Source organism: Streptomyces sp. Y309 (assembly GCF_056712025.1).
Map to the genome: position 1 here is coordinate 6,913,605 of NZ_CM160048.1, position 21,446 is coordinate 6,935,050.

General features: G+C 70.7%; 17 protein-coding genes. 14 read left to right on the forward strand and 3 right to left on the reverse strand.

The window, feature by feature from the left end; all coding sequences use genetic code 11:
* Positions 1–14 precede the first annotated feature (14 nt).
* The 9 genes from gltB (at position 15) to AC0KTA_RS28710 (ending at position 12,843) form a co-directional block, all read left to right on the forward strand.
* Positions 15–4,556 carry a glutamate synthase large subunit gene (gltB, locus tag AC0KTA_RS28670; RefSeq protein ID WP_481056595.1) on the forward strand — a complete coding sequence of 1,514 codons (4,542 nt, stop codon included), beginning with the start codon at positions 15–17 and terminating at the stop codon, positions 4,554–4,556.
* Positions 4,549–6,009 carry a glutamate synthase subunit beta gene (locus tag AC0KTA_RS28675; RefSeq protein ID WP_481051104.1) on the forward strand — a complete coding sequence of 487 codons (1,461 nt, stop codon included), beginning with the start codon at positions 4,549–4,551 and terminating at the stop codon, positions 6,007–6,009. The genes gltB and AC0KTA_RS28675 overlap by 8 nt, the downstream gene beginning before the upstream one ends.
* Positions 6,010–6,411: 402 nt before the next feature.
* On the forward strand, positions 6,412–7,722 hold the full coding sequence (locus AC0KTA_RS28680; protein ID WP_481051105.1) for a sugar ABC transporter substrate-binding protein: 1,311 nt from the start codon (positions 6,412–6,414) through the stop codon (positions 7,720–7,722).
* A 22-nt stretch (positions 7,723–7,744) separates the two neighbouring features.
* Positions 7,745–8,746 (forward strand): carbohydrate ABC transporter permease, encoded by a 1,002-nt coding sequence (locus AC0KTA_RS28685; protein ID WP_481051106.1) that lies wholly within the window; start codon positions 7,745–7,747, stop codon positions 8,744–8,746.
* Positions 8,743–9,576, forward strand: a complete 834-nt coding sequence (locus tag AC0KTA_RS28690; protein WP_481051107.1) for a carbohydrate ABC transporter permease — start codon at positions 8,743–8,745, stop codon at positions 9,574–9,576. Before AC0KTA_RS28685 ends, AC0KTA_RS28690 begins: the two co-directional genes overlap by 4 nt.
* 146 nt (positions 9,577–9,722) lie before the next feature.
* Positions 9,723–9,941, forward strand: a complete 219-nt coding sequence (locus AC0KTA_RS28695) for a hypothetical protein (RefSeq protein WP_481051108.1) — start codon at positions 9,723–9,725, stop codon at positions 9,939–9,941.
* A gap of 18 nt (positions 9,942–9,959) precedes the next feature.
* A complete protein-coding gene (locus tag AC0KTA_RS28700; protein WP_481051109.1) occupies positions 9,960–11,060 on the forward strand; it encodes a hypothetical protein in 1,101 nt (366 codons plus the stop codon).
* 155 nt (positions 11,061–11,215) lie between these two features.
* Complete coding sequence (gene hsaD / locus AC0KTA_RS28705) at positions 11,216–12,076, forward strand: 4,5:9,10-diseco-3-hydroxy-5,9,17-trioxoandrosta-1(10),2-diene-4-oate hydrolase (protein WP_481056596.1); 861 nt, start codon at positions 11,216–11,218, stop codon at positions 12,074–12,076.
* Positions 12,076–12,843, forward strand: coding sequence for a vWA domain-containing protein (locus AC0KTA_RS28710; RefSeq protein WP_481051110.1), 768 nt, complete (start codon positions 12,076–12,078; stop codon positions 12,841–12,843). The genes hsaD and AC0KTA_RS28710 overlap by 1 nt, the downstream gene beginning before the upstream one ends.
* Positions 12,844–12,850: 7 nt before the next feature.
* On the opposite strand, the gene AC0KTA_RS28715 is transcribed toward AC0KTA_RS28710, so the two are convergent.
* Positions 12,851–13,819 (reverse strand): tyrosine-protein phosphatase, encoded by a 969-nt coding sequence (locus tag AC0KTA_RS28715; protein ID WP_481051111.1) that lies wholly within the window; start codon positions 13,817–13,819, stop codon positions 12,851–12,853.
* A gap of 163 nt (positions 13,820–13,982) precedes the next feature.
* Complete coding sequence (locus AC0KTA_RS28720; protein WP_481051112.1) at positions 13,983–14,510, reverse strand: MarR family winged helix-turn-helix transcriptional regulator; 528 nt, start codon at positions 14,508–14,510, stop codon at positions 13,983–13,985.
* Between the two features lie 118 nt (positions 14,511–14,628).
* Here AC0KTA_RS28720 and AC0KTA_RS28725 point away from each other — a divergent pair, with 118 nt between their 5' ends.
* The 4 genes from AC0KTA_RS28725 (at position 14,629) to AC0KTA_RS28740 (ending at position 19,234) form a co-directional block, all read left to right on the forward strand.
* Entirely contained in the window at positions 14,629–16,101 is a 1,473-nt protein-coding gene (locus AC0KTA_RS28725) for an MFS transporter (protein WP_481051113.1), read from the forward strand.
* Positions 16,102–16,411: 310 nt separating this feature from the next.
* Positions 16,412–16,615: a cold-shock protein gene (locus AC0KTA_RS28730; protein ID WP_055701108.1), complete on the forward strand. Its 204-nt coding sequence runs from the start codon at positions 16,412–16,414 to the stop codon at positions 16,613–16,615.
* A gap of 91 nt (positions 16,616–16,706) precedes the next feature.
* Complete coding sequence (locus AC0KTA_RS28735; protein WP_481051114.1) at positions 16,707–18,344, forward strand: DEAD/DEAH box helicase; 1,638 nt, start codon at positions 16,707–16,709, stop codon at positions 18,342–18,344.
* 44 nt (positions 18,345–18,388) lie between these two features.
* A complete protein-coding gene (locus AC0KTA_RS28740) occupies positions 18,389–19,234 on the forward strand; it encodes a pentapeptide repeat-containing protein (RefSeq protein WP_481051115.1) in 846 nt (281 codons plus the stop codon).
* 121 nt (positions 19,235–19,355) lie between these two features.
* Here AC0KTA_RS28740 and AC0KTA_RS28745 read toward each other — a convergent pair whose 3' ends face one another.
* On the reverse strand, positions 19,356–20,267 hold the full coding sequence (locus AC0KTA_RS28745; protein ID WP_481056597.1) for a hypothetical protein: 912 nt from the start codon (positions 20,265–20,267) through the stop codon (positions 19,356–19,358).
* Between the two features lie 278 nt (positions 20,268–20,545).
* Here AC0KTA_RS28745 and AC0KTA_RS28750 point away from each other — a divergent pair, with 278 nt between their 5' ends.
* On the forward strand, positions 20,546–21,343 hold the full coding sequence (locus AC0KTA_RS28750; RefSeq protein ID WP_481051116.1) for a S1 family peptidase: 798 nt from the start codon (positions 20,546–20,548) through the stop codon (positions 21,341–21,343).
* Positions 21,344–21,446 lie beyond the last annotated feature (103 nt).

Sequence of the window (21,446 nt, forward strand, 5' to 3'; positions counted from 1 at the left end):
CCGCCCCGCAGGGGATGTACGACCCCCGTAACGAGCACGACGCCTGTGGCGTCGGGTTCGTGGCCACCCTCACTGGTGAGGCGAGCCATGAGCTCGTCGAGCAGGCGCTGACCGTACTGCGCAATCTCGAACACCGCGGTGCCACCGGATCCGAGCCCGACTCCGGTGACGGCGCCGGCATCCTGCTCCAGGTCCCGGACGCGTTCCTGCGCGAAGCGGCCGGTTTCGGCCTCCCCGCGGCGGGCGAGTACGCCGTCGGCATCGCCTTCCTGCCGCAGGACACCGCCGACGAAGCCGTCTCGAAGATTGAGACGATCGCGGCCGAAGAGGGCCTCACCGTGCTCGGCTGGCGCGACGTGCCCGTCGCCCCGACGCTGCTCGGCGCCACCGCCCGCTCGACGATGCCCGTCTTCCGCCAGCTCTTCGTGACCGACGGCGCGAGCAGCGGGCTCGCCCTGGACCGCAAGGCGTTCGTGCTGCGCAAGCGCGCCGAGCGCGAGGCGGCCACGTACTTCCCGTCGCTCTCCGCCCGCACGATCGTCTACAAGGGCATGCTGACCACCGGCCAGCTCGAGCCCTTCTTCCCGGACCTGTCCGACCGCCGCTTCGCCACGGCCATCGCGCTCGTCCACTCGCGCTTCTCCACCAACACGTTCCCGAGCTGGCCGCTCGCGCACCCGTACCGCTTCGTGGCGCACAACGGCGAGATCAACACGGTCAAGGGCAACCGCAACTGGATGCGGGCCCGCGAGTCGCAGCTGGTCTCGGATCTGTTCGGCTCTGCCGACAATGGGCACAGCGGTTCGCAGGAGCAGCTGGAGCGGATCTTCCCGGTCTGTACGCCGGACGCGTCCGACTCGGCCTCCTTCGACGAGGTCCTCGAACTCCTGCACCTCGGCGGCCGTTCGCTGCCCCACTCGGTTCTGATGATGATCCCGGAGGCCTGGGAGAACCACGCCTCCATGGACTCCGCGCGGCGCGCCTTCTACCAGTTCCACGCCACGATGATGGAGCCCTGGGACGGCCCGGCCTGTGTCACCTTCACCGACGGCACCCAGGTCGGCGCGGTCCTCGACCGCAACGGCCTGCGCCCGGGCCGCTACTGGGTCACCGACGACGGCCTGGTCGTGCTCGGCTCCGAGGTCGGCGTCCTCGACATCGACCCGGCCAAGGTCGTCCGCAAGGGCCGCCTGCAGCCCGGCCGGATGTTCCTCGTCGACACCGCCGAGCACCGCATCGTCGAGGACGACGAGATCAAGGCCGCCCTCGCCGCCGAGAAGCCGTACGAGGAGTGGCTGGAGGCCGGCGAGATCGAGCTCTCCGACCTGCCCGAGCGCGAGCACATCGTGCACACGCACGCCTCCGTCACGCGCCGCCAGCAGACCTTCGGCTACACCGAGGAGGAGCTGCGCATCCTGCTCGCGCCGATGGCCAAGGCCGGCGCGGAGCCGATCGGCTCGATGGGCACGGACACGCCCATCGCCGCGCTCTCCGAGCGCCCGCGGCTGATCTTCGACTACTTCACCCAGCTCTTCGCGCAGGTCACCAACCCGCCGCTGGACGCGATCCGCGAGGAGCTCGTCACCTCGCTGCGCTCCTCGCTGGGCCCGCAGGGCAACCTCCTGGATCCGACCGCCGCCTCCTGCCGGTCCGTCACCCTGCCCTTCCCGGTGATCGACAACGACGAGCTGGCCAAGCTCATCCACATCAACGCCGACGGCGACATGCCGGGCATGAAGGCCGCGACGCTGTCCGGCCTGTACCGGGTCAGCGGCGGCGGCGACGCCCTCGCCGCCCGCATCGACGAGATCTGCGCCGAGGCCGACGCCGCCATCGAGGCCGGCGCCCGCCTGATCGTGCTCTCCGACCGGCACTCCGACGCCGAGCACGCCCCGATCCCCTCGCTCCTGCTCACCGCGGCCGTCCACCACCACCTCATCCGTACGAAGCAGCGCACCCAGGTCGGCCTGCTCGTCGAGGCGGGCGACGTGCGCGAGGTGCACCACGTCGCGCTGCTCATCGGCTTCGGCGCGGCCGCCGTCAACCCGTACCTGGCGATGGAGTCCGTCGAGGACCTGGTCCGCGCGGGCACGTTCCTGCCCGCCACCGACGGCGGGGCCGAGCAGGCCATCCGCAACCTCATCCACGCCCTCGGCAAGGGCGTGCTGAAGGTCATGTCCAAGATGGGCATCTCCACCGTCGCCTCCTACCGCGGCGCGCAGGTCTTCGAGGCCGTCGGCCTGGAGGAGTCCTTCGTCGAGAAGTACTTCAACGGCACCACCTCCAAGATCGGCGGCGTCGGCATCGACGTCATCGCCCAGGAGGTCGCCGCCCGGCACGCCAAGGCCTACCCGGCCTCCGGCGTCCCCTCCGCGCACCGCGCCCTGGACATAGGGGGCGAGTACCAGTGGCGCCGCGAGGGCGAGCCGCACCTGTTCGACCCCGAGACGGTCTTCCGTCTCCAGCACTCCACGCGCACGGGCCGCTACGACGTCTTCAAGCAGTACACGGACCGCGTGAACGAGCAGTCCGAGCGCCTCATGACGCTGCGCGGCCTCTTCGGCTTCAAGAGCGGGCGTGAGCCGATCTCCGTCGACGAGGTCGAGCCCGCCTCCGAGATCGTCAAGCGCTTCTCCACGGGCGCCATGTCGTACGGCTCCATCTCCAAGGAGGCGCACGAGACCCTCGCCATCGCCATGAACCAGCTGGGCGGCAAGTCCAACACCGGTGAGGGCGGCGAGGACGCGGACCGGCTCTACGACCCGGCGCGCCGCTCGTCCATCAAGCAGGTCGCGTCCGGCCGCTTCGGCGTCACGTCCGAGTACCTGGTCAACGCCGACGACATCCAGATCAAGATGGCCCAGGGCGCCAAGCCCGGCGAGGGCGGCCAGCTCCCAGGCCACAAGGTCTACCCGTGGGTCGCCAAGACCCGGCACTCCACGCCCGGCGTCGGCCTGATCTCGCCGCCGCCGCACCACGACATCTACTCCATCGAGGACCTGGCCCAGCTGATCCACGACCTGAAGAACGCGAACCCGCAGGCGCGGATTCACGTGAAGCTGGTCTCCGAGGTCGGCGTCGGCACGGTCGCCGCCGGTGTCTCCAAGGCGCACGCGGACGTGGTGCTCATTTCCGGCCACGACGGCGGCACGGGCGCGTCCCCGCTGACCTCGCTGAAGCACGCGGGCGGCCCCTGGGAGCTCGGCCTCGCCGAGACCCAGCAGACCCTGCTGCTCAACGGCCTGCGCGACCGCATCGTCGTGCAGACCGACGGCCAGCTCAAGACCGGCCGCGACGTGGTCATCGCCGCGCTGCTCGGCGCCGAGGAGTTCGGGTTCGCGACCGCGCCGCTGGTTGTCTCCGGCTGCGTGATGATGCGCGTCTGCCACCTGGACACCTGCCCGGTCGGCATCGCCACGCAGAACCCCACGCTGCGCGACCGCTTCGGCGGCAAGGCCGAGTACGTCGTCAACTTCTTCCAGTTCATCGCCGAGGAGGTCCGCGAGCTCCTCGCCGAGCTGGGCTTCCGCTCCATCGAGGAGGCCGTCGGGCACGCCGAACTCCTCGACACCGAGCGGGCGGTGAACCACTGGAAGGCCCAGGGCCTCGACCTGGAGCCGCTGTTCCACGTCCCGGACCTGCCCGGCGGCGCGGTACGCCACCAGCTCGTCGCCCAGGACCACGGTCTGGAGAAGGCCCTGGACAACGAGCTGATCAAGCTGGCCGCGGATGCCCTCGCGGCGGACTCGCAGCAGGACGCCCAGCCCGTCCGCGCCCAGGTCGCCATCCGCAACATCAACCGCACGGTCGGCACCATGCTCGGCCACGAGGTGACGAAGAAGTTCGGCGGCGCGGGCCTGCCCGACGACACCATCGACATCACCTTCACGGGCTCGGCGGGCCAGTCCTTCGGCGCGTTCGTGCCGCGCGGCGTCACCCTGCGCCTCGAAGGGGACGCCAACGACTACGTCGGCAAGGGCCTGTCCGGCGGCCGCGTCGTCGTCCGCCCGGACCGGGGCGCCGACCACCTCGCCGAGTACTCCACCATCGCGGGCAACACCATCGCGTACGGCGCGACCGGCGGCGAGCTGTTCCTGCGCGGCCGCACCGGCGAACGGTTCTGCGTGCGCAACTCCGGCGCGCTCGTCGTGTCCGAGGGCGTCGGCGACCACGGCTGCGAGTACATGACCGGTGGCCACGCGGTCGTCCTCGGCGAGACCGGCCGCAACTTCGCGGCCGGCATGTCGGGCGGCATCGCGTACGTCATCGACCTGGACCGCGACAACGTCAACGCCGGGAACCTGGCGGCCGTGGAGCCGCTGGACGACACCGACAAGCAGTGGCTGCACGACGTCGTGCGCCGCCACCAGGAGGAGACGGGCTCGACCGTCGCCGAGAAGCTGCTTGCGGACTGGGACACGTCCGTGACCCGCTTCAGCAGGATCATCCCCAGCACGTACAAGGCAGTGCTCGCCGCCAAGGACGCCGCCGAGCGAGCCGGACTCTCCGAGTCCGAGATCACCGAGAAGATGATGGAGGCGGCGACCAATGGCTGATCCCAAGGGCTTTCTGAACCACGGCCGCGAGGTCGCCGAGACCCGCCCGGTCGGCGAGCGCGTGCGGGACTGGAACGAGGTCTACGTCCCCGGCTCCCTGCTGCCGATCATCTCCAAGCAGGCCTCGCGCTGCATGGACTGCGGCATCCCGTTCTGCCACAACGGCTGTCCGCTCGGGAACCTGATCCCCGAGTGGAACGACTACGCCTACCGCGAGGACTGGTCCGCCGCCTCCGAGCGGCTGCACGCCACGAACAACTTCCCGGAGTTCACCGGGCGGCTGTGCCCGGCCCCCTGCGAGTCGGCGTGCGTGCTCGGCATCAACCAGCCCGCCGTCACCATCAAGAACGTCGAAGTCTCCATCATCGACAAGGCGTGGGACGCGAACGACGTCAAGCCGCAGGCGCCCGAGCGGCTCTCCGGCAAGACCGTCGCCGTCATCGGCTCGGGCCCGGCGGGCCTCGCCGCCGCGCAGCAGCTCACCCGCGCCGGGCACACCGTCGCCGTGTACGAGCGCGCCGACCGCATCGGCGGCCTGCTCCGCTACGGCATCCCCGAGTTCAAGATGGAGAAGCGGCACATCAACCGCCGCATCGAGCAGATGCGCGCGGAGGGCACCAAGTTCCGCACCGGCGTGGAGATCGGCCGCGACATCGACGCGGCGAAGCTGCGCAAGCGGTACGACGCCGTGGTCATCGCGGCCGGCGCCACCACCGCCCGCGATCTTCCCGTCCCCGGGCGGGAGTTGAAGGGCGTCTACCAGGCGATGGAGTACCTCCCCCTGGCCAACAAGGTCCAGGAGGGCGACTACGTCACCACGCCCGTCTCCGCCGAGGGCAAGCACGTCGTCGTCATCGGCGGCGGCGACACCGGCGCGGACTGCGTGGGCACCGCCCACCGGCAGGGCGCGGCCTCCGTCACCCAGCTGGAGATCATGCCCCGGCCGGGCGAGGAGCGCGCCCCCGGCCAGCCCTGGCCGACCTTCCCCATGCTCTACAAGGTCACCTCGGCCCACGAGGAGGGCGGCGAGCGCGTCTACTCCGTCTCGACCACCCACTTCGAGGGCGACGAGGACGGGAACGTGCAGTTCCTGCACCTGGTCGAGGTCGAGTTCGTGGACGGCAAGCTCACGCAGGAGCCCGGCACCGAGCGGCGCATCCCCGCCCAGCTCGTCACCCTCGCCATGGGCTTCACCGGCACGGACCGCGAGAACGGCCTGGTGGACCAGTTCGGGCTCGAACTGGACGCGCGCGGCAACGTCGCCCGTGACCGTGAGTTCCAGACCAACGTCCCCGGCGTCTTCGTCGCCGGTGACGCGGGCCGCGGCCAGTCGCTCATCGTGTGGGCGATCGCCGAGGGGCGCTCGGCCGCGCGGGGCGTGGACCGGTTCCTCACCGGTGCGAGTGATCTTCCCGCACCCATTCGCCCGACGGACCGTGCGCTTACGGTGTAACCCGTACGGCCCCTTCATACGTCCCGTACAACGGCGTACGGAACTGGCGCGACGCCTGCCCTGCTTGTCCCCGACCGGACACTTGGGCGGGCGTCGCGTTTTGCGTGCCCGGCGCCTGGCTGCGAGGTGACCGCTGTCCGTATCGGCCCCGTCGGCCTGGGGCTGCCTTTAAGGGTCGGGAGCCGCCCCTGGCGGCCCAGCTGCCCACAGCGGGAAGGGCAAAAGGGTGGGTGGGTGGGGGAAAATCCGCCGCGAAGCGGCGGTGTAGTCAACTGCTCAAACACAGCGCAGCGCACCGCGCAATGGTGATTACGGTTCGGCCGCTTCGCCGAAAGGGTCTAGACCGCCCACACTCTGTGTGACCAGAATCGCTTTCACCAAAGGAACCTGAAGGGGGCCGGCATGAAGCGACGTGTCATCGCGGCGGGTTGTATCGCCTTGGCGCTCGGTCTGACCGCAACCGCGTGCGGCGGCGATGACGGCGGCGACAGCGGCGACAACGGCGGCAAGGTCGAGGGCAAGGGCAAGACGCTCACCGTATGGATCATGGAGGGCACCAACCCCGACCCCCGGCCCTTCTTCAAGGAGGTCGGCGCTGCCTTCGAGAAGAAGACCGGCGCCAAGATCAAGGTCGAGTACCAGCAGTGGGCCACCGCCCAGAAGAAGTTCACGACGGCCATCGAGGGCGGCGAGGACCAGGTTCCGGACGTCGCGGAGGTCGGCACGACCTGGGTGCCGCAGTTCGCGGAGACGGAAGCACTCGTCGACGTGACGGACGACGTGAAGAAGGCCGGGCTCAACAACGACCTCGTCGAGGGCCTGAAGGACGCCGGCACGCTGGACGGCAAGCAGTACGGCATGCCGTGGTACGCGGGCGTACGGTCCATCGTCTACCGCAAGGACATCTTCGAGAAGCACAACCTGAAGCCGCCGACGACCTGGAAGGAGCTCCAGGCCACGGCGAAGACGCTGAAGGAGAAGGAGCCGGGTCTCATCCCGTTCCCGGTGGCGGGCGGCGCGGAGATGTTCGCGACCCCCTTCATCTGGGGCGCGGGCGGTGAACTCGCCACCCAGGACGGCGACGAGTGGAAGTCCGCCATCAACTCGCCCGAGGCGATCAAGGGCATCGAGTTCTACACGGGCCTCGCCACCAAGGACAAGGTCTCCCCGGCCAAGGTGAACACCTGGACCGAGAAGGAGGTCGGCGACGCCTGGAACAAGAGCCAGATCGCCATGGCGATCGGCGGCAACTGGACGCCGAAGGCCATCACCGACGCGAACCCCAAGCTCAAGGGCAAGCTCGGCGCCGTGCCGATCCCGGGCCAGAACGGCGGGATGAGCAAGTCCTTCCTCGGCGGCTCCTACCTGTCCGCGTTCAACACGGACAAGAAGGACCTCGCCTGGGAGCTGGTCAAGCTCATGACCACCGGTGAGTTCGCCGCGAAGTGGGCCAAGCAGACCAACTACTTCCCCGGCCAGAACTCCGAGCTGAAGAAGATCGAGGGCCAGAAGGACCCGCTGGTCGAGCCGTTCGCGAAGCAGATGATCGAGGCCGGCGCCACGGTGCCGAAGACGAAGGCGTACGGCGAGATCCAGGCGTCGAAGGTCATCCCCGGAATGGTGCAGTCGATCCTCACCGGCAAGTCGTCCGTGAAGGACGCCGCGGACAAGGCGGCGAAGGACATGGACGAGATCTTCGCCAAGGACAAGTAGCCACACAGGGACGAGTCGCTCAGTGAAAGACATTCTCGTCGACGACGGCTCGAAGGCCGGTTCCTCCGGCTCTTCGAGCCTTCGCTCCCGCTCCTCCGACGACGGTGAGGCCGCGCGCCGCCGCAAGAGAAGGACCACGCTCACCCGCCCCTGGCTCCTGCTGGCCCCCTCGCTGATCGTGCTCGCGGGTCTGCTGCTGTGGCCGCTGATCCAGGTCGGCAAGCTGTCGCTGCAGGACTACAAGGTCAAGTTCGGCGGCGGCGAGGCCACGTTCACCGGCTTCGACCACTACAAGGACCTGCTGACCGGCGACCTGCTGTGGAAGACGGTCCTGCCGAACACGGTGTTCTTCGCGTTCGCCTGCGTCGGCCTGACCGTCGCCCTCGGCACGGCCGTGGCGCTGCTCCTCAACCGCCTCGGCCCGACCTGGAAGCTGATCTGCTCCGTGTCGATCCTGGCCGCCTGGGCGATGCCCGCGGTGACCGGGACGTACGTATGGATCTGGCTGTTCTCGCCGGAGGACGGCATGGTCAGCCAGCTCGCGGACTCCATGGGCCTGATCGACGCCGAGACCACCAACTGGTTCACCGAGCGCCTGCCGTTCTACGCCATCGCCACGATCAACGTGGTGCACCACGGCTTCCCGTTCGTGGCGATCACCGTCCTCGCGGGGCTCCTGACGATTCCGAAGGAGCTGTACGAGGCCGGGGAGATCGACGGCGCCAACGCCTGGCAGCGGTTCTGGCAGATCACCGTGCCGACCATCAAGCCCGTCTTCCTGGTGGTGACCATCCTCTCCACCATCTGGGACTTCAAGGTCTTCACCCAGGTCTTCCTGATGCCGGGAGGCGCCGGCGAGAACCCGGACGTCTACAACCTCGGCGTGTACTCGTACATCGAGGCGTTCGCCAAGAACGACTACGGGGCGGGCGCCGCGGCCGCCGTCCTCCTGACGCTGCTGCTGCTCGCCATCACCATCGTCTACATCCGGACACTGTTCCGGCAGGGGGAGGAGGACCTGTGAGCACCCGTCGCACCTCGCTCGCCTCGCGCATCGGCCTGCCGCTCTCGGTGGCCGCGCTGCTCGTCTTCACCCTCTTCCCCGTCTACTGGATGGTCTCCACCGCGCTCGACCCGAAGGCGCTCACGCGCGGCTCGGACCTGCTGCCGAGCGGCATCAGCCTCGAGCACTTCGAGTTCGTCTTCGACCGGGGCAACTTCGGCCAGTACCTGCTGAATTCGGCCGTCGTCGGCATCAGCACCATCCTGGCGGCGGCGCTGCTCTCGCTGTTCGCGGCGATCGCGGTGGCCCGCTTCAAGTTCAGGTTCCGCACCTCCGTACTGATCATGATCCTGATCGTGCAGATGGTGCCGCTGGAGGCGCTGGTCATCCCGCTGTTCATCCAGATGCGGGACTACGAGATGCTCAACTCGCTGCTCGGCCTGTCGATCGTCTACATCGCCCTGTCGCTGCCGTTCGCGATCTGGACGCTGCGCGGGTTCGTCGCGGCGGTGCCCAAGGAGGTCGAGGAGGCGGCGTACATCGACGGCGCGTCCTGGCCGCGGATGTTCTGGTCGGTGCTGCTTCCGCTGGTCGCGCCGGGCCTGGTGGCGACCTCGATCTTCGCGTTCATCACGGCGTGGAACGAGTTCGTCTTCGCGTACACCTTCATGAAGGGCAGCGACAAGTACACGGCGGCGGTGGGCATCTTCCAGTTCTTCGGGGAGAACACCACGTCCTGGGGGCCCGTCATGGCCAGCTCCACGCTGGTCACCGTGCCCGTCATGCTCTTCTTCGTGATCGTGCACCGCAGGCTCGGGTCGGGGCTCGCGGCGGGAGCGGTCAAGGGCTGATCCGCGCGAGGGGGTACGGGACCTGTGCCACGGCACGGCACAGGTCCCGTACCCCCTTTCGTTTGCACTGCCATCGCTATTGACTAATATTCAATTTCGCTCCACGCTCGGGACCTTGAAGGCCACCGCACCCCTCGGGAGGTCCCGTGAGCACCGAAGCACTGGAGAAACTGAAGACGGAGCTGGGGGCCCGGCCCCCGGAGTCCTTCGCCCAACTCGCGCCCGAGCAGCTCGCGTTGCTCGCGGACGCGCTGCGCCGCGAGCGCGAGAGCCGGGCGTCCGGCCTGAACCAGGCGGCCGAGGAGGCCCTGAAGCTGGTGCCCGCGCTGGCCCGCGGGCCCGTACGCCGGATTCTCTTCCGTTAGGCCGGGGGCGAGGACAGCATGGACAAGCTGCGCGGCAGGGCCGAGACCCTGAAGACCGCCCGCCTCCTGGGCGTCGAGCCGGACGAGCTCGCGTTCCTGGGGGCACTGCCCGTCGAGGACGTACGCCGCTTCCGTGCCGACTGCGTCGCGGCGCTGTACGACCGGGCGCCCGAGATGCTCGACCGGATCGCGTCCGCGACGAAGCTCGTGCCCGCCGGGGTGGCCGCCGCGATCTCCCAGAAGGCGCTGGGGCCCCGGCTCGCCGCCGCCGTCGCCGGGCGCCTCGAACCCGCCCGGGCCGCCGACATCATCGAGAAGCTGCCGGTGTCCTTCACGGCCGAGTCGTGCGGGCACCTCGACCCGCGGCGGATCAGCGGCATCGTCGACCGCCTCGACGAGAACCTGCTCGTCCGCATCGCCGTCGCCCTCGCCGAGCGCGAGGACCACATCACCATGGGGCGCTTCGTCGGCCATCTGCGCGACAGCGCGCTGCGGCGGATCCTGCCGCAGGTCGCGGACGCGGTGGTGCTGCGCACCGGCTTCTTCGTCGACATTCCCGAACGGCTCGGGCAGATCGTCGAGTTGATGGGCGAGGAGCGGCTCGCCGCCGTCATCGCGACGGCCGCCGCGGAGGGGCTGTGGCCCGAGGCGCTGGCCGTCGCCGGGATGGTGACGGGGGAGCAGCGCGGGCGGATCGCGGCGCTGGCCGCCGCGCAGCCCGCCGAACGGCTCGACCCGCTCGTGGTGACCGTGGCCGAGCAGGGGCTCTGGGAGTCGTTGCTGCCGCTGGTCGCGCTGCTCGACGAGAGCGAACTGCGTACGGTGGCGGGGCTGCCTTCGTTGCGGGACGCCGACGTTCTCGGCGGGGTGGTGCCGGCTGTCGTGGCCACGGGGCTGTGGGGCGAGTTCCTGCCCCTCGTGGAGGTGCTGCCCGAGGGCTCCCGCGAGGTCGTGGCGGCGCGGGCCGCGGAGCTGTCCGACGGTGAACTCGATGCCCTCGTGCGCGAGGTCGGCAAGCGGGATCTCTGGGAGCTGGTGCTGCCCCTGGTGGAGCTCATGTCCGACGACGCGAAGGTCAGGATCTTCGCACTGCCCGCCTTCGAGGACCGGCCGGCCTAGGCTCGGGCCGATCGCGCTGCGCGCTCGTCCTCAATCGCCGGACGGGCTAATTCCCCACCCACCCGCCCTTTCGGCTTCTTCTCCGCTCGTTCGCGGCGGCGATTGGGGTGGGTGGTCGGGGGAGGTGGTGGGTGAGGGAGCATAGGGGCGTGACTATGACGTACGAGAGCACCTCCCGTGTCGCGCGGACAGCGGGGCTTGCCCTGCACTATCACGAGGCGGGGCCCGCGGACCCTGACGCGCCGGTGTTGGTCATGTTGCACGGGGGCGGGCCGGGGGCCGGGGCCTGGTCGGCCTATGGGGCGGCGCTGGCGGGCTTCGCCGCCCATTTCCGTACGATCCTCGTCGACCAGCCCGGCTTCGGCCGGTCCGACAAGCCCGAGCTCGACAAGGACTTCTTCTCCTTCAGCGCGGACGCCGTGGCCGCGCTCCTGGACGAACTCGGCATCGGCAAGGCCCACTTCGCGGGGGCGTCGCTTGGTGGCGGCGTGTGTGTGCGCCTGGCGCTCGACCACCCGGACAAAGTCGACCGGCTCCTCCTGACGGCGCCCGCGGGCCTCGCGCTCAACCTGTTCACGGCCGAGCCCACCGAGGGCGTCAAGCGGCTCGTCGAGTTCAACCTCGCCCCCGAACCGACCCGCGAGCACCTGCGGGCCTTCCTCACCTCCCTCGTGCACGACCCCTCGTTCGTGACCGACGACCTCGTCGAGGAGCGGTACGCGCAGGCGATCGCCCCCGAGGCCCGGCTCGGCGCGCAGCGCATCGGCGCCGCGATGGCCAAGTGGCCGCAGGACGCCATGCTGTGGCGCGAAGCGCACCGGGTCGGCCGGCCCACGCTCCTGACGTGGGGGCGCGAGGACCGGGTCAACCCGGTCGACGGCGCGTTCGTCGCGCTCAAGGCGATGCCCGACGCCCGGCTGCACGTGTTCCCGCGCTGCGGACACCTGGCGTACGTGGAGAAGGCCGCCGAATTCCAGCGCCTCGCCGTCGACTTCCTCACCGCCCCGGCGACCTGATGGGGGCGGCGGCCATCAGTCTGGAGAAGGTGCGGGCGGAGGCGCCCGCGCTGGTCAGCCTCTACAAGTCGGCCGGAGCACGGCTCCGCGCCCACGGTCTTGAGGGCGAGCGGGCAGCGGTCTATCTCGTGATCGACCACTCCGGGTCCATGCGGCCGTACTTCACGGACGGCAGCGTGCAGGGCCTCGCCGACCGGGTGCTCGGCCTCTCCGCGCACCTGGACGACGACGGTGTCGTACCCGTCGTCTTCTTCTCGACCGACGTGGACGCGGTCGCCGACATCGAGCTGGCCCGGCACCACGGTCGCATCGAGGAGATCGCCGCCGGGCTCGGGCACATGGGGCAGACCAACTACCACGCGGCGATGGACGCGGTGATCGACCACTATCTCGACAGCGGGGCGGACACACCCGCGCTCGTCGTCTTCCAGACCGACGGCGGTCCGCTGAGCAGGACCGCCGCCGAACGTTATCTGTGCAAGGCGGCCAAGCTGCCGCTGTTCTGGCAGTTCGTCGGGTTCGGCGACCCGAGAAGCAAGCAGTTCGACTATCTGCGGCGGCTCGACGAACTCGCCGTCCCGGCCAGGCGCGTCGTCGACAACGCCGGGTTCTTCCACGCGGGGAAGGACCCGCTCGCGCTGCCCGACGACGCCCTGTACGACCGGCTGGTCGGCGAGTTCCCGCGGTGGCTGGCGGCGGCACGCGAGCGCGGCATCGTCACGTCGTCGTCGCCCGGCTCGCGGGCGGCCGCCGCCTTGGCCACTTGACGCACCGTCACGTCACCAGCGCACGCCGCAGCTCGACCAGCGTCCCCGCGTCCACGCCCAGGCCCTTCGTCAGGTAGCCGCCGAAGCTCCCGTACCGCTGCTTCACCTCGGCGAGCGCCGCCTCCAGGTAGCCGGTGCGGACCTCCTGGAGCGGGATCAGCAGGTCGGGGTTCTGCATCATGCCGGTCTGCTTGAGCGTCTCGCGCAGCTTCGCGTCGTACGCGGCGCGGAAGGTGTTGGACGCCAAGTAGTCCTGCACGGCGGTGCGTTCGGGCACGCCTACGGCGCGCAGGAGCACGTACGTCGTCCAGCCCGTGCGGTCCTTGCCCGACGTGCAGTGGTACAGCAGCGGTGTGGAAGTGCCGCCCGCCGCGATGTCGCGCAGCGTCGCCCCGAACTGCGCGCGGTCCGTGGCGTCGGTGACGAACGTGCGGTACACGTCCCGCATGAATGCCTCGGCCCTCCCCCCGCCCAGCATCTCCTCCTGCTTGACCGGGTCCCGGGAGCCGATCACGGTCATGAGCTGGCGGAACAGGCCGTTGTCGGTGACGGGGCGCGAGGTCACGGCCCGACCGGCGGGCAGCCGGTCCGGGCCGTCGTACGCGACCTCCTCCGCGACCCGGAAATCCACCACCTTCCGCAGGCCGAGCCCCGCCACCTTCGCGACGTCCGCGTCCGTGAGCCTGCTCAGCGCGTCCGCCCGGAAGACCCTGCCGTGGCGGACCGGCTCCCCGTCGTAGGTGCGGTATCCGCCCACGTCACGGACGTTGACGGCGCCCTGGAGGGGTATCTGCCGGGGCGCGTCGGCGGCCTTGGCGTGCGTGGTCTTGGTGTACGCCTTGCTGTACGAGGAGTGGGGTGCCGCCGGTGCGGCGTGGGCCGTCGCAGCGGGCGCGGCGCCCAGGACGAGCGCGAGGACCGCGGCCGCGGCCGCCGCCGTACGGGTGCGTGGGCGAGTACGAGTGCTGCTGCGCATCGGGCCGCCTTTCCGTACCGTCACCGTCCGGCCGAGCGATTGTCCGGCCGGGATCGGGTGGGACGGTAACGACGGCCGCGTGAAGGAGGAAGGCGCGTACGCGGGTTATTTGACGGAGCGTCAATATCGGGGTGGCGGGTGAGGCCCCCGGGGAAATCGGCCGCTACTGCGAGAGCCGCGCCGCCGCCCGCCGCTGGCGTTCCGCCGCGCCGTCCAGGAAGCGGATGACCGTCTCCAGCTCCTCGGTGGTGAACTCCTCGCAGAGTTCCTCCACTTCGCGTGCCCAGTCCGCGAAGACCTCCGTCATGCCCGCCATTTTCTCCATGCGGATCTCCACCAGGACCCGCCGCTTGTCCGTGGGGTGCTTCACCCGGCGTACGTAGCCCTTGGACTCCAGGCGGTCGACGAGGCCCGTCACGGACGCGGGAGCGAGGCCGGTCTCGGCGGCGAGGTCCTTGGCGGTGAGCGGGCCCTTGCGGATGAGCAGGTCGAGGGTCTTGCTCTCGGTGGCGTTCAGGCCCTGCCGGGCGGCGACGGCCGAGTGGAACATCACGGTGACCGCGCTGTTGGCCCGGCCCGACGCGGCCAGGCGGGCCATGACCTCGGCGCGCTCCGGGTCCTGCGGCTTCTCCCGCCCCGGCTCCTGCCCGGACTTCCCGTCCGGCTCCTGTGGCGTGCGGCTCTTCGGCATGGATCGAGCCTAGCAAGAAGTTCGTTCGGTCGAACGAAAGACTTGCGATCACCGGGCGGCCCGTGCAACTGTTTCGTTCGGCCGAACGAAATAAATCCGAGGGAGACCTGGAGCCGACATGACCGCCACCCTGACCACCCCGCCGGCCGACGGCGCGGCCGCCGCCCCGCACCCGCGACGCTGGGCCGCCGCCGTCGTGATGATGGTCGCCGCCCTCATGGACCTGCTCGACGTGACGATCGTGAACGTCGCGATCCCGTCGATCGGGCGGGACCTCGGCGCGTCCGAGAGTGCGCTGCAGTGGATCGTCTCCGCCTATCTGCTCGGCTTCGCCGCCACCCTGATCGTCGCCGGACACCTCGGCGACCGGTACGGCCGCAAGCTCCTCTTCCTGGCCGGCACCGCGGGCTTCGGCCTCGCGAGCCTGGCCTGCGGGATCGCGCAGTCACCGGGGCAGCTCGTGGCGGCGCGCGCCGTGCAGGGCGTCATGGCGGCGCTCCTCATGCCCCAGGTGCTCGGCTCCTTCCGCACGCTGTTCCGGGGCAAGGAGCGCGGCCAGGCCTTCGGGATGTACGGAGCCGTGGCCGGCTTCGCCTCCGCGATCGGGCTGCTGCTCGGCGGGCTGCTCACGGACGCCGACCTGTTCGGCTGGGGCTGGCGCTCGGTGTTCCTGGTGAACATCCCGGTGGCCGTCGCCACCTTCGTCGCCGGAGCCGTCCTCGTGCCGGCCACGCGCGAGCGCTCCGCCGGGCGGCCCGACGTGCTCGGCAGCCTGGTCCTGGCCGGGGCGCTCGTCGCCGTCGTGCTGCCGCTGGTCCAGGGCCGCGCCAACGGCTGGCCGGTGTGGGGCTGGGTGTGCCTGGGCGCCGGGGTGGCCGCGCTCGCCGGGCTCGGCGTCGTCGAGGGGCGCCGCCGCTCCCACCGGGTCGTGCCGCTGCTGCCCGCGCGTGCCTTCAAGCTGCCCGCGTTCTCCGTGGGCGTCCTGGTGCAGCTCCTGTTCTCCGTCGGCATGCAGGGCTTCTTCCTGGTCTTCGCGATCTGGCTGCAGGGCAGCGAGGGCTATACGCCGATGCAGGCCGGCGTCGTCACCGTCGCCTTCTCCGTCGGCGGCTTCCTGACCGCGCCCGCCGCGGACGGGCTCGCCGTGCGCTTCGGGCGGCTTGTGCTCGTCGCCGGGTCGCTAATGATGGCGGGCGGTTTCGCCTGGGTGTGGTCGGCGGTCGCGGAATCGAGCACCGCGCACACCGGGGCGTGGCCGCTGGTGCCGGGGCTCGTGGTGGCGGGCGCGGGGCTCGGATTCCTGGTCGTACCGCTGGTGAACGTGGTCCTCTCGGCCGTGCCCGGCGACATCGCGGGCGGGGCGTCCGGCATCTTCTCCACGGCCCAGCAGTTCGGCGGGGCGCTCGGCGCGGCGGCCATCGGGACGGTCTTCTTCGATCATGTCCCGTCCGCGGGACACGGCCCTTCCGGTACGTCGTCGGGCCTCACGGACGCGCTCGGCGCGGCGATGCCGTGGGTGGTGGCCGGGTTCGCGCTGTGCGCGGTGCTGTGCCTGGCGCTGCCGCGGCGGGCGGCGGCGCACGCGGAGTGAGGCGTACGTCCGCGTGGACCCGAGTAGGGCGTACGTCCGCGTGGACCCGCCTGACGCGTACGTCCCCGCGAACCGGTTCCCGGAAGCCCCCCGCTTCCGGGGACCGGGCGCATGTTAGTGTTGACCGTTGCAGTTTTGGTACCCATGAACTTTATGTGCGCCTGACGGGATGCTTCCGAGGGCGCATTATTTTGTTTTTCCGGCTCAATCACGGGCCGGACCCCGGTCTCTCCGGATGGGGGTCCTTGCAGCGCTGGGAGGACCACAATTCCGTGGCTCTCCTTAATCTGCCCCTGTTGAGGAGATTGACATGGCAACTGGAACCGTGAAGTGGTTCAACTCGGAAAAGGGCTTCGGCTTCATCGAGCAGGACGGCGGCGGCCCCGACGTCTTCGCCCACTACTCCAACATCGCCACCCAGGGCTTCCGTGAGCTCCTGGAGGGCCAGAAGGTTTCCTTCGACGTGACCCAGGGCCAGAAGGGCCTGCAGGCCGAGAACATCGTTCCCGCCTGAGCGTCGCGCATCGCGAACCTCGCAGCCGGGGCCCGCACCACCACGGTGCGGGTCCCGGCTTGTGCTGTCACCGGCCAGGAAGGCTTGCCCCATGAATCGCCCCGACCGTCCCGCGCGCCCCGCCCGCCGGCGCTCATCGAATGCCCGCACGGCAGGCTCGGCCACCCGCGGCACGGCAGGCTCGTCGCCCAGTCGACAGGGCCAGGGCACGGCCGACTCCGGCAGGAAGAGCGGGGGCGACGCCGGCGGTAAGCGACCGGTGAACGGCGGCGGCCGAGGCGGCCGCAAGACGGCACGCCCCGCCCCGGCACGCACCGCGCCCGCCGACTTCGCGCTGCCCGAGAGCAGCACCCCCGCGCTGCCCGCCGTCGAGGAGTTCGGCGACCTCGACATGCCCGAGGCGCTGTTGAAGACCCTCGCCGCGCAGGGCGTCACCACGCCCTTCCCGATCCAGGCCGCCACCCTGCCGAACTCCCTCGCCGGCCGTGACGTGCTCGGCCGCGGCCGCACCGGCTCCGGCAAGACCCTCGCGTTCGGCCTGGCCGTGCTCGGCCGCACCGCGGGCCGCCGCGCCGAGCCCGGCCAGCCGCTGGCCCTCGTCCTGGTCCCCACGCGTGAGCTCGCCCAGCAGGTCACCGACGCGCTCGCGCCGTACGCCACGTCCGTGAACCTGCGCGTCGCCGCCGTCGTCGGCGGCCTGTCGATCAACAAGCAGGCCGCGACGCTGCGCCGCGGCGTCGAGGTGCTCGTCGCCACCCCGGGCCGCCTGAAGGACCTCATCGACCGCGGCGACTGCGACCTCTCCCGGGTGCGCGTCACCGTCCTCGACGAGGCCGACCAGATGGCCGACATGGGCTTTCTGCCGCAGGTCACCGCGCTGCTCGGGCAGGTGGAGCCCGGCGGCCAGACCATGCTGTTCTCCGCGACCCTGGACCGGAACGTGGACCGCCTCGTCCGGGGCTACCTCAGCGATCCCGTCGTGCACTCCGTCGACCCCTCCGCGGGTGCGGTGACCACGATGGAGCACCACGTCCTGTACGTCGCCGACGAGACGGACAAGAAGGCGGTCGCCCTGCGCATCGCCGCCCGCGAGGGCAACGTCATCCTGTTCCTGCACACCAAGCGGGCCGTGGACCGCTTCACCAAGCGGCTCCTCGCGAACGGCGTGCGCGCCTCCGGCCTGCACGGCGGGCGCTCCCAGCCGCAGCGCACCCGCACCCTGGAGCAGTTCAAGAGCGGCGAGGTCAGCGTGCTCGTCGCCACCAACGTGGCCGCGCGCGGCATCCACGTCGACGACCTGGACCTGGTCGTGAACGTGGACCCGCCCGTCGACCACAAGGACTACCTGCACCGCGGCGGCCGTACCGCCAGGGCGGGGGAGTCCGGGCGCGTCGTCACGCTCGTCCTGCCCGACGAGAAGCGTGAGGTGGCCCGGCTGATGTCGGACGCGGGCATCAAGCCGCAGGCCGTGGCGGTCCGTTCGTCCTCCGAGGAACTGGTGACGATCACTGGGGCGCGCGAGCCGTCCGGTGTGCCGGTCGTCATCGCGCCGCCCGTCCAGGTCGTGGCCCAGCGCAAGGCCCCGTCCGGCGGCGGGCGCGGGAACAGCGGCGCGCGCGGAAACCGCGGCGCGGGCGCAGCGAGCGGTACGGGCGGTACGGGCGGCGCGGCCCGGCGCCGCGGCGGACGTGGCCGGCGTGGCGGCAGGGGTGGCAGCGCGGCGGCGTGAGCGAGGCGGGACGGCGCGACGGGCATGACGGAGACGCGACGGGCATGACGGAGAACGGGCCGGCCGCGCGGGTCGGAGAGGGTGGCATGACGACGGAGTTGCGGGCCGATTGCGGCAGTTGTTTCGGGCTGTGCTGCGTGGCCCTCACCTTCACCGCCTCGTCCGACTTCGCCGTCGACAAGCGGGCCGGGGAGCCCTGCGGCAACCTCCAGGAGGACCACCGCTGCGGCATCCACCGCGACCTGCGGCAGCGCGGGTACAGCGGCTGCACTGTGTACGACTGCTTCGGCGCGGGCCAGAAAGTGTCGCAGCAGACGTACGCGGGCGACGGCTGGCGCGGCGATCCGGACCGGGCGAAGGAGATGTTCGCGGTCTTCCCCGTCGTACGCCAACTGCACGAACTGCTCTGGTACTTGAGCGAGGCCGTGGAGCTGCCCGTCGCCAAGGCGATGCGCGGCGAGCTGCGGCGCGCCCTCGAAGGCGTCGAGCGGCTCGCGGACGGCACCCCGCAGGAACTCGCCGACCTCGACGTGGCCGCCCGCCGCCAGGAGGTCAACGTCCTGCTGCTGCGGGTCAGCGAGTTGGTGCGCGGCCCGCACGGCAAGGGGAAGCGCAAGGACCGGCGCGGTGCCGATCTCATCGGCGCCCGGCTCAAGGGCGCGGATTTGCGCGGGGCGGACCTGCGCGGTAGTTACCTCATCGGCGCCGACCTGCGCGGGGCGGATCTGCGCGCCGCCGACCTTATCGGTGCCGATCTGCGCGACACCGATGTGCGCGGCGCCGACCTCACCGGTGCCGTCTTTCTTACCCAGACGCAGATCAACGCCGCCCGCGGCGACGGCGCGACCCGGCTGCCGCTGCGGGTTGCCCGGCCCGGGCATTGGAGCTAGGCGCTTCGCTGGATGTGCCGCATCAGGTCCTGGTTCGCCTGCGGGTCCGTCGTGGCTGGTCGCGCAGTTCCCCGCGCCCCTTCAGGGCGCGCCACCGAACCGCAGGCGTCATCGCGCCCGCTCACGTATCGCACTCCAGCACCGTCCTGCACAGGCCGCACCGTGCCCGCATGCGGCCGCGTGCCGGGACTCGGATGCGCTGGTGGCAGGTCGGGCAGGGGAAGGACACCCGCAGGGGGCCCGTGCCGTCGGAGCGGGAGAAGGAGTACGGGCCGTCTGCGCGCCCGGGGCCGCGTCCCGGTGCCGTGCCGTGGTCCTGGGCGTACCGGCGGTCCTTGGCGTACCGCCGCCGCCCCGCCCAGCCCGCCGCCGTCAGCGGGGGCTGCTGCTCGTCCCGGCGGGCCTGCGCGAGGCCTTTCGTATACGCCGTGTACGCCTGCGGGCTGGTGAACCACGTCTCGGGTGCCTCGCCGAACGCGATGGCCCGCTTGGCGAGGACGTAGCCGAACTCCTCCGGCGTCAGATAGCCGAGCTTCTGCGAGGAGGCGCGGTCCTCGCGGTAGGCGTCCAGGAGCAGCCAGCCCGCGCCCAGGTAGGTCGTCGCCGTGTCGGTCAGGATCTCGTTGGCGCGCGTGCCCGGGAACGACAGGTCGAGCCGGTGCAGATAGACGTGCATCACCTCGTGTGCGAGGGCCGCGCCGATGTCCCTGCGGTGGCTGCGGAACCGGTCGTTCAGCTCGATGAAGTACTCCGGTCCCGCGGCCAGTTCGACGTACGCCGCGTGCTCCATCTCGCGGAACGACACGATCATGCGGGCGTCCGGCAGGCGCAGGTGCCTGACCATCTCGCGGGCCACCCGCTGCACGCCCAGATACAGGTCGTCCTGGTCGCAGAAGGCCACGTCGGCCGGGGCGACGCTGGTGTCGAAGGTGTGGACGGTGTCGTACGAAAGCCGCCGGTACAGCGCCGTGATGGCCGCGCGCACGGTCTCCAGATGCGGATACCCGTGCTCCACGGGGCCGCCGTCCGCCACGCCGCCACCCCCTGAGCCGTAGATCCGCCGGGTCCGCCGGACCCCTGCTTCAGGGTCCAATTCGTCCCCACTGTACGGGGGTTGTTCGCGCTGGTTACCAGCCCACACGCCGACGGGTGGCCGAAAACCGCCCCTTGTCGCCCGCGTACGGGCCTCCTCATAATCCAACAACGCTTGGCGGGCTCATGCCATGCAGCGCTCCGGGGCAGTGTTTCGGCGCGTGCGGTGTGGGCCCGCCGCGTGCGCAACCCCCCACAACTCCCATGAAGGAGCAGAAGTTGAAGACGAAGTTCCGTGGAGCCAAGAGAGCCGCCGTCCTCGGGTCGATCGCACTCGGCGTCGTCAGCCTGCAGCCCGTCGCCGCCCAGGCGGCCCCGCACCCCGGCCCGAACCCGGGCGAGCGTGTCGTCGGCGGCGTGAAGGCCAAGCAGGGTGAATTCCCGTTCATGGTCCGGCTTTCGATGGGCTGTGGCGGCTCCCTCCTCAAGCAGGACGTCGTCCTGACCGCGGCGCACTGCGTCGACGGCTCCGGCAACAACACCTCGATCACCGCCACCGGCGGCGTCGTGGACCTGCAGAGCCCGAGCGCCATCAAGGTCAAGTCCACCAAGGTCCTGCAGGCCCCCGGCTACAACGGCAAGGGCAAGGACTGGGCGCTCATCAAGCTCGCCAAGCCGATCAACCAGCCCACGCTGAAGATCGCCACCACGAGCAAGTACAACAACGGCGACTTCACCGTCGCCGGCTGGGGCGCCGACCGTGAGGGCGGCGCGCAGCAGCGCTACCTGCTCAAGGCCACGGTTCCGTTCGTCAGCGACGCCGACTGCCAGGCCGCCTACAGCGGCGACATCATCCCCGGCGAGGAGATCTGCGCCGGCAAGCTCAACGTGGGCGGCGTCGACACCTGCCAGGGCGACTCCGGCGGTCCCATGTTCCGCAAGGACGAGGCCGGTCAGTACATCCAGGTCGGCATCGTGAGCTGGGGCAACGGCTGCGCCCGCCCGAAGTTCCCCGGTGTCTACACCGAGGTGTCGACCTTCGCGGCCGACATAACCAAGCACGCCAACCAGCTCTGACGCACCGGGCACCCCGGGGTGCCCACGCGGTGAGCCGCTCGAGGGGCGGGGCCGGGTCGATCACGACCCGGCCCCGCTTCGTATCCCCCCATATGGGACACTC

Bases quoted from the DNA above. Each gene is read 5' to 3' on its own strand.
- gltB (WP_481056595.1), top strand. From the start codon at position 15: ATGTACGACCCCCGTAACGAGCACGACGCCTGTGGCGTCGGGTTCGTG.
- AC0KTA_RS28675 (WP_481051104.1), top strand. From the start codon at position 4,549: ATGGCTGATCCCAAGGGCTTTCTGAACCACGGCCGCGAGGTCGCCGAG.
- AC0KTA_RS28680 (WP_481051105.1), top strand. From the start codon at position 6,412: ATGAAGCGACGTGTCATCGCGGCGGGTTGTATCGCCTTGGCGCTCGGT.
- AC0KTA_RS28700 (WP_481051109.1), top strand. From the start codon at position 9,960: ATGGACAAGCTGCGCGGCAGGGCCGAGACCCTGAAGACCGCCCGCCTC.
- hsaD (WP_481056596.1), top strand. From the start codon at position 11,216: ATGACGTACGAGAGCACCTCCCGTGTCGCGCGGACAGCGGGGCTTGCC.
- AC0KTA_RS28710 (WP_481051110.1), top strand. From the start codon at position 12,076: ATGGGGGCGGCGGCCATCAGTCTGGAGAAGGTGCGGGCGGAGGCGCCC.
- AC0KTA_RS28715 (WP_481051111.1), bottom strand. From the start codon at position 13,819: ATGCGCAGCAGCACTCGTACTCGCCCACGCACCCGTACGGCGGCGGCC.
- AC0KTA_RS28720 (WP_481051112.1), bottom strand. From the start codon at position 14,510: ATGCCGAAGAGCCGCACGCCACAGGAGCCGGACGGGAAGTCCGGGCAG.
- AC0KTA_RS28725 (WP_481051113.1), top strand. From the start codon at position 14,629: ATGACCGCCACCCTGACCACCCCGCCGGCCGACGGCGCGGCCGCCGCC.
- AC0KTA_RS28730 (WP_055701108.1), top strand. From the start codon at position 16,412: ATGGCAACTGGAACCGTGAAGTGGTTCAACTCGGAAAAGGGCTTCGGC.
- AC0KTA_RS28735 (WP_481051114.1), top strand. From the start codon at position 16,707: ATGAATCGCCCCGACCGTCCCGCGCGCCCCGCCCGCCGGCGCTCATCG.
- AC0KTA_RS28740 (WP_481051115.1), top strand. From the start codon at position 18,389: ATGACGGAGAACGGGCCGGCCGCGCGGGTCGGAGAGGGTGGCATGACG.